This window comes from Okeania sp. SIO2F4, assembly GCF_010672385.1.
Lineage (GTDB): Bacteria > Cyanobacteriota > Cyanobacteriia > Cyanobacteriales > Microcoleaceae > Trichodesmium.
Genome location: NZ_JAAHGT010000446.1, coordinates 1 through 7,641 on the forward strand (window position 1 = coordinate 1; position 7,641 = coordinate 7,641).

Consider the following 7,641-nt stretch of genomic DNA (forward strand, 5'->3'; position numbering starts at 1 on the left):
TTGGAGGCAAGCGAGGAAACCTCGCTTGCCTCCAATCTCCCAAAAGAGAAAAGTGCTCTTGAATTTCCCAATATTCAATTCCGTAACGGTTTTAACCTTCTTGTAATTATCAATTATCCATTATCAATTATCAATTAATGAATCCCCTACTCCCTAAAACCTAACTACTCCGATGGTAATTTTGATACTTAATTCTGGCACCAGCCCATTGTAGTTTTTCTCTGAGAGTCTGGAAAAATGAATAATTTTCCCGCAAAATAATAAACTTAGCTTGACAATGTGCCATACGCATATCCACCCTCTGTCCCGGCCAAATAGCAGTAGATAGGACTCCATCCGCCCAGAGCTTAGTAGTTAAATCATTATCCTGCAACGGCCAAACGCTGACTACACAACCAGGAGGAAGTACAATAGGACGACTAGAAAGACTTAAAGGACAAATTGGAGTTACAGAAATAGAAGCCATACCAGCGTGCATAATAGGTCCATTAGCAGAAGCAGTATAGCAAGTTGAACCTGTGGGACTCGCAACAATTAATCCATCCCCTTGGTATTGGTCTACTACCTCACCATCAACTTCTACTTCCAAAATAGAAGTAGGCATCCTGTCAGCAGAAGCAGGTTTAATACAAAATTCATTCAACGCTAAAAAGCGATCGCTTGCTGGTTTGAGGTTTGAGCGATCGCCATTAAACACTGCTGACTGTAACATCATTCGCAGTTGTACTGCATAGCGGTCTTCAAACAACCTATCCCATACTTTCTCTGTATCCTTAAAATCTTCAAAATTCTCGGTCAAAAAGCCTAAATGTCCTCCCACATTGACTGCCAACATAGGAATACCTTCGGCTGCTAAATGTCTAGCCGCAGCTAATGCAGTACCATCTCCTCCCAAAATGACTGCCAAGTCAATCTTATGAGTGCTGGAGGCAAGAAAAACTGGATAAGGATTATCTTGTGGCCCACTTGGACCCATCAACACTTGACATCCTCTATCTTCCAACTGTCTCGCAGATTGTTCTGCATAATGGCGACTCACATCATCTCTGGCCTTATGAGCAATAATTACTCGTTTAATATCCATAGTTAATATTTTAGATTTTAGATATAAATTAGGATAATTTCTGCATAACTTATGATTGTATACCAATAGCCAATAGGCAATATGGTTAGTCTTTCTGAAAAACTTCTTTTTTCCTCTGGCTATTTATAGCTTTAAGCATTCAGCTATCAGCTAGCCTTCTGAGTCGGAACTGCGTTTTTTCCTGATGGAATACTCCGCAAACATGTCGCGTAGCGTTAACGCGCGTTGTGCGGTAGCAAAGTAGCTCAAGTCAAAACTATTGATTGATTTGGATGTTAATTTTATTAAAATCCTAATACCAAATTGATAAATATTTGCTACAAATAGTTAGGCTATTTCTTAGAAGTCAGGTAGGGCGAAGTACAGGAGACAAGAGTCAGAATAAATAGATTTGATATCATTTTTTATGTCGTAATTTCTCTTTTTCGTCAAATAGACATGAACGATCAAGTCTTTTCATACTGCTTATTATTCGTAACATTCTTTTTTCATGGATGGTATAACACTTTTTTTTAGTTTTGATCGGATTTTATATGGTTATAAAAAAGCTTCTTTTTATCGGTAAGTATGATTGATATCATGTTCGGTAGAACAGTTATAATTAGGCTCGTAGTTGGGCTTGAGCAAATACAATACTTAACTTATACCAATTTCCTAAAGTCAGACTACAGATAAGTTAACATCTTGGATTTTAAGCTTGATAGATACTTTTACAAGTGTTGTTTAAGTTTATGAAATTGGTATTAGTATTAGGGCTAAAGCCCAACTACAAACAAAAACTTTATTATAAGTAATTATCCGCAATTAGTAGCTCCCCTGGAGGAAGCACATGAGATGAAACAGTTTTATAGCATTCAGCACTCAGGATTCAGTTTTAGTCAAAACTTTACAGGTAATAGCTTTGAAGTTTTCTAGTTGTCCTTGTGCTATGCTTCGACATGACTGCTACCCTGACCAAAATACTTTTTCAGCAAACCCTAAATATAGGCATAAAAAAAATAAATATAGGGATGTTCAATGGAACATCCCTAAAAAGGTCTTAGCAAAAAAAGTTGATATAATTTATGGACAGAAATATCTGGATTAAAATTGAGTCAAAATATAAATTAAAGTGAACAAAACAATCCAGATAATATCAACAAAGTGCCAATATATTTCTGCCATCTCAATACCAACGTGCTTTTCTTCGTTGTAATGACCAGCACGACGGGAACGCCATAACACACCAAGAATTAGCAATACACCAACAAAAACGTGCAGACCGTGGAAACCAGTCATCACATAAAAACAGTTGGAAAATACATTAGTAGCCAGACCATAACCCAAAGTCATGTACTCATAAACCTGACCACCCAAGAAAATGATACCCATGATTGCTGTAACTAAATACCATAAACGCATTCCTGAGATATCATTCTTTTTAATCGCAGTATCGCCCTTGTGAATAACAAAACTACTAGAAACCAGAATAATAGTGTTAATTGTCGGTAATAATAACTCTACCTCTGTTTCTTCAGGAGGCCAAACTCCTGCATTTGCTCGATAAATCAAATAAGCAGCAAATAACCCTCCAAACATTAAAGATTCAGAAGCGAGAAACGTTACTAACCCGAAAACTCTTAAATCCTGATGTTCTTCGTGATGGGCGGCTTCTACTGGTGCCGCATGAACTGAAGTATCAACTAAATTATTAGTTGTATCAATGGTTGAACCTTGCATAATCTTCTTTACCTAAATCAACGAAATAATTTCTGAGGTTGGATAGTTGAGTAGTTATCAGCTTTGTATTAGGTTAAGTCTATAGCAGTTGCCAGGACGTTTAAGACATTCTTGCGCCTCTCAAATTTAGTCACAGCAAGAGTTTAACTTCTAACTTCTAACTTCTGACTTCTGACTTCAGCTATAGTTGCCTCAACCCAATACAATACCAGTTATAACTTATACCTAATTTTCCCCTGGAGGATTCTGAGAATCACCAGAGCTACTATATAAGGATGAAGAATCAGCTTCAGACACAGGCACACCTGTTTCCTTTCTCGAACTAGGAGTGGAAATTAGCTTGAACCGCTCTCGAATAGCAAGAGTTTTCTTCGAGCCAAAATCATAAGGGCCATAAGTAACCACTGGCAATACTTCCCAGTTTTCGATTATGGGAGGTGAGCTAGTAGTCCATTCCAAAGATAAACCACCCCAAGGATTATCGCCAGCTTTTGGCCCGTACATCCAACTCCAAATCATGTTGATCAAGAATGGAATTACAGAGAAACCAAGAAGAATTGAACCATAAGTACAGATATGGTTGATAGATTCAAACTGAGGGTCATACATGGCAATTCGACGAGGCATTCCTTGTAAACCCAATTCGTGCATGGGTAGGAAGGTGAGGTTAGTACCAATGAAGGTGAGGACAAAATGAACCCTACCCCAGGTTTCGTTGTACATCCGACCTGTCATTTTAGGGAACCAGTGATAGGTACCTGCATAGAGACCAAAGACTGACCCACCAAATAAAACGTAATGGAAGTGAGCTACCACATAGTAACTATCATGGACGTGAACATCAAAGGGAGCTGTTCCCATTGTTACGCCACTGAGTCCACCCATAACGAACATTGCTAATAAACCAATGGCAAAAAGCATTCCACTTGTATAGCGAATTTTTCCGCCCCAGAGGGTAGCTACCCAACTAAAGATTTTGACTCCGGTAGGAACTGCAACGATTAAAGTAGAGATGGTGAAGAACATCCGCATCCAAGGAGGAGTTCCACTGGTGAACATATGGTGAACCCATACGAACAAACCTACTACACAAATAGCAAGACTAGAATAGGCGATCGCTTTATAACCAAATATTGGCTTACGAGCATGAATAGGAATAACTTCTGAGAGAATGCCGAAAATTGGCAGAATCATCAGATAAACTGCTGGGTGAGAATAGAACCAAAATAAGTGCTGGTAGATGACCACATCACCGCCCATCTCTGGTCTAAAGAAGCCGGTGCCAAAGTTGATATCAAACAATAACATTACCAACCCTGCTGCTAAAACAGGAGTGGAGCATAGAGCTAAAACGGAAGTAGCAAGAATTGCCCAGCAGAATAGGGGAAGCTGATCCCATTTCATGCTAGGAACTTTCATTTTGAGGATAGTGGCGATAAAGTTCAACGAACCCAGAATTGAGGAGGTTCCCACTAACACAATACTGAGAATCCATAGAGATTGTCCCGCGTTATTGGTGATAATGCTAAGTGGTGGATATGCTGTCCAACCACTTTGTGCCCCTCCTAAAGCTATACTTGCAATTAATAGGGCTCCAGCAGGTGGATTGAGCCAGAAGGCGATGGCATTGAGGTTCGGAAATGCCATGTCTCTTGCTCCCACCATTAGGGGAACGAGATAGTTACCGAAACCACCGATAGCAGCAGGTACTATCCATAGGAAAATCATGATCGTGCCATGATTTGTCAGGAAAGAGTTGTAGACATTTGGATCGAGAACGTCTGGGTCTGGTGTATAGAGTTCTGCTCTTAAACCCATTGCCATTAGACCACCTATCAGATAGAAGAAGAAGGCGGTAACAAGATATTGAATACCAATTACCTTATGGTCTATGTTATAGCCGAAGTAGTGATACCACTTCCAAGCTTCTGGATGTGGTTTTTCCGGTTGTGATTGAGTATCTAAAGGAATTTGTGTTTGCGTCATCTGTAATTATTTTGACAATTACGAATTATTTATTTGAGGAATAAAGGACTTGATTTATTTCGATCCCAAACTCCGTTGTACTTAAAATTACCCAGTTAGACCTCGCCCGATGGGGCGGGGTTTAAATTAGTAACTCTGGAGTGTAGTTTTTTGTTTTACATGAAATAAAACTGACATCTGTCTATAATTTATTTTCTCTACAGACTTGAAATGGGTGGGAACTTCACCTGTTTATCAATTGTCAGTTAGCTGAATGAATTTGACTTAATGTTTCGGAATTTATACCCATTTCATCAGAGTAGGGAATGAGATACTCCGACTCTGATAAATCGGCAGTGTTTACTGCTACTGCTTGATTCAATTCTTGTTTTTGAGCAAAAGTATTTTCTACTATCCAAGCGTCGTATTCTTCTTGGGTTTCAACAATCACTTTTGTTCTCATTGCTCCATGGTAAGCACCACAAAGTTCGGCACAATAAACTGGATATTCTCCTGTTTGACTAGCTACAAAACGCAGTTGGGTATCTTTACCAGGAATTGCGTCTTGCTTTAGACGGAAAGCAGGTATCCAGAAAGCGTGAATTACATCATTAGCAGAGAGGTTGATTTGAATATCCTTGTTTACAGGAATATGTAATTCTCCTGCCAAAACACCACTATCGGGGTAGTTCATCAACCAACCATATTGAATACCAGTGATGTCAACTACCACATCTGCTGTTTTTCCAGCCTCCGCAGGAGTTGCTCCCAAACCATATTTGCTACTCACTTTTTCAACTACTTCTGTTGCTTCCATTCCTTCAGCATCTGCAATTAGGGGAGCAGCTATTGCAGATCCCGGCATTTTCGCCACTTGCTGGTGAGATGAGGAATGGTGATGGCTCATCATCATTGTACCACTTGGATCGAATCCACCCATCTGTCTGTATACATCTACGCTATAGATGCCAAGACCAATTACAATTATTGATGGAATCGCAGTCCAAAATATTTCTAATGGTAAATTTTCTCTAAAGCTTTCACCATCCCCATCGTCTCCTTTGCGCTTACGAAATTTAATCGCACAAAAGACGATTGTGCCTTCTACCACTAGAAATAAACCTGCTGCTATAGTAAACATGATGTCAAAAAATCCATCAACCAGAGGTGCTTGTACCGAAGCTTGCTCTGGCAGAAGACCATGATTTTGACCTGCCCATACGCTAATTATGGTGACTACTATACCAACTACTAGAGTTATTACTGAGACTGGTACTTTTTCTTTTTCTTCCATTTTACTTAGGTTATTTTGTTGTTCTGCTGAACTTAACCAAACTTACCCAAATTGAGGTTTGAGTTTTGCAGACTCCTGCACTACTTTACATCAAATCAAGTGCCCAGGAGTCTGCAATTTAATTCTCTCGAGAGAATTAAATTCTATGGCTACTCTACCTATTTCATTTGGTTTAATTTAGGTTAAAAACTTCGCTGTTTTTCGCTACAGTATTTAAGCCTAGCTTAAGTAGAGGAGTCTGTGACTTATTGTCATACTCAACTATCTAGCTTAGACTAACAATTGACCTATAACTAGATATAATTGTTACTTTTTAGGAATATTTTAGGTTTCCCCCATCTTATCTATATAATTTCTCTAAGTAAAGTTTAATTTCTCTAAGTAAAGTTTATTTTTTTTTAACTATTGCACTGATAAATCACCCTACACTCTACTTCTTTCTAAGTTAAAATTAAAAATATACCCTTAAGTTTCATAGTTTACTAGTTGGAAATATGAGAAAAAGTTTATTATTAACTTTTTTGGAAATTGGTAACATATACAGCAATAAAATGTGAATAAAAATTAAAATCAGAAAACTTTCTAAAGCTCAACAAATCTGCCAAAAGTATCCCTTATAGTAACAAAAATCAGACACATTTATATTTTTTTAGGTGTGATGCTTATTTCTGAGTCAATACTCAGGATTTTGTGAATTTAGGAAGATACAGATTAAAGCTAATTAAAAATCTTATGGCCAACTCTGTTTTAAATAACAATACAATTATTTACTCTCAGTCTCAAGCACGGGAACGAATTAGTGCGTTAGTATGGAAACTATGTATAGCTACCTTATTATTAATGGCTATTGGTAGTGCTACTAGAGTGATGAATGCAGGTTTAGCTTGTCCTGACTGGCCGTTGTGTTATGGTAAGTTAGTACCAATGGCACAAATGAACCTACAGGTATTTTTAGAATGGTTTCACAGATTAGATGCAAGTTTAATCGGTTTTGGGGCGATCGCTCTCATGGGTATGTCATGGTGGGATAGAAAAGAACTCCCTAGTTGGCTACCCTGGGCATCGACTTTTGCCTTTGCTCTCATAGTTTTCCAGGGTGTACTTGGTGGGTTAACAGTCACACAACTATTACGTTTTGATATTGTCACAGCTCATCTGGGTACAGCTTTACTTTATTTTATGACTTTATTAGTCATTGGCATATCACTGATGCCATACAAAGGTACTGGTAATGTGGGAAAGTTACCTTGGGTAGGATTAATTGCTGCTATTTTCGTCTATTTACAAAGTTTACTCGGTGGATTAGTTGCTTCTCAATGGGCGTTGCATCAGTGTTTTGGCATTGCAGAACTTTGCACAGTAATGAACAGTCATCTTGCTGGCGTTCTTCCTCCGACTTTAGCAACATTAACATTAGTAGTAATGGCCTGGCGCACCTCTGCTTTACATCCGCTGCTGCGAAAGTTAGCAAACTGGTCTGGTTTATTAGTATTAGCTCAGATTGGTTTAGGGGTGATGACCTTCCGGTTACGTCTGCAAATTGAGCTGTTAACTGTGTCTCACCAAGCTGTAGGAGCAG

Annotated in this window: 5 protein-coding genes; 1 reads left to right on the top strand and 4 read right to left on the bottom strand. The window is 38.6% G+C overall.

Annotated features, from left to right (window positions below; all coding sequences use genetic code 11):
- Positions 1-160: 160 nt before the first annotated feature.
- From F6K22_RS24235 to F6K22_RS24250, 4 genes are all read right to left on the bottom strand, one after another.
- Positions 161-1,084 (bottom strand): NAD(+) kinase, encoded by a 924-nt coding sequence (locus F6K22_RS24235; RefSeq protein WP_293103819.1) that lies wholly within the window; start codon positions 1,082-1,084, stop codon positions 161-163.
- A 1,083-nt stretch (positions 1,085-2,167) separates the two neighbouring features.
- Positions 2,168-2,803, bottom strand: coding sequence for a cytochrome c oxidase subunit 3 (locus F6K22_RS24240; protein ID WP_293103821.1), 636 nt, complete (start codon positions 2,801-2,803; stop codon positions 2,168-2,170).
- Positions 2,804-3,028: 225 nt separating this feature from the next.
- Positions 3,029-4,789, bottom strand: coding sequence for a cytochrome c oxidase subunit I (gene ctaD, locus F6K22_RS24245; protein ID WP_293103824.1), 1,761 nt, complete (start codon positions 4,787-4,789; stop codon positions 3,029-3,031).
- A gap of 241 nt (positions 4,790-5,030) precedes the next feature.
- Positions 5,031-6,062, bottom strand: a complete 1,032-nt coding sequence (locus F6K22_RS24250) for a cytochrome c oxidase subunit II (protein WP_293103827.1) — start codon at positions 6,060-6,062, stop codon at positions 5,031-5,033.
- Between the two features lie 732 nt (positions 6,063-6,794).
- Here F6K22_RS24250 and F6K22_RS24255 point away from each other — a divergent pair.
- A partial coding sequence (locus F6K22_RS24255; protein ID WP_293103830.1) for a COX15/CtaA family protein occupies positions 6,795-7,641 on the top strand: 847 nt, incomplete at its 3' end.

What these genes read in the sequence shown, in the direction of transcription:
- F6K22_RS24240 (WP_293103821.1), bottom strand. Translation starts at nt 2,803, where the DNA reads ATGCAAGGTTCAACCATTGATACAACTAATAATTTAGTTGATACTTCA.
- ctaD (WP_293103824.1), bottom strand. Translation starts at nt 4,789, where the DNA reads ATGACGCAAACACAAATTCCTTTAGATACTCAATCACAACCGGAAAAA.
- F6K22_RS24250 (WP_293103827.1), bottom strand. Translation starts at nt 6,062, where the DNA reads ATGGAAGAAAAAGAAAAAGTACCAGTCTCAGTAATAACTCTAGTAGTT.
- F6K22_RS24235 (WP_293103819.1), bottom strand. Translation starts at nt 1,084, where the DNA reads ATGGATATTAAACGAGTAATTATTGCTCATAAGGCCAGAGATGATGTG.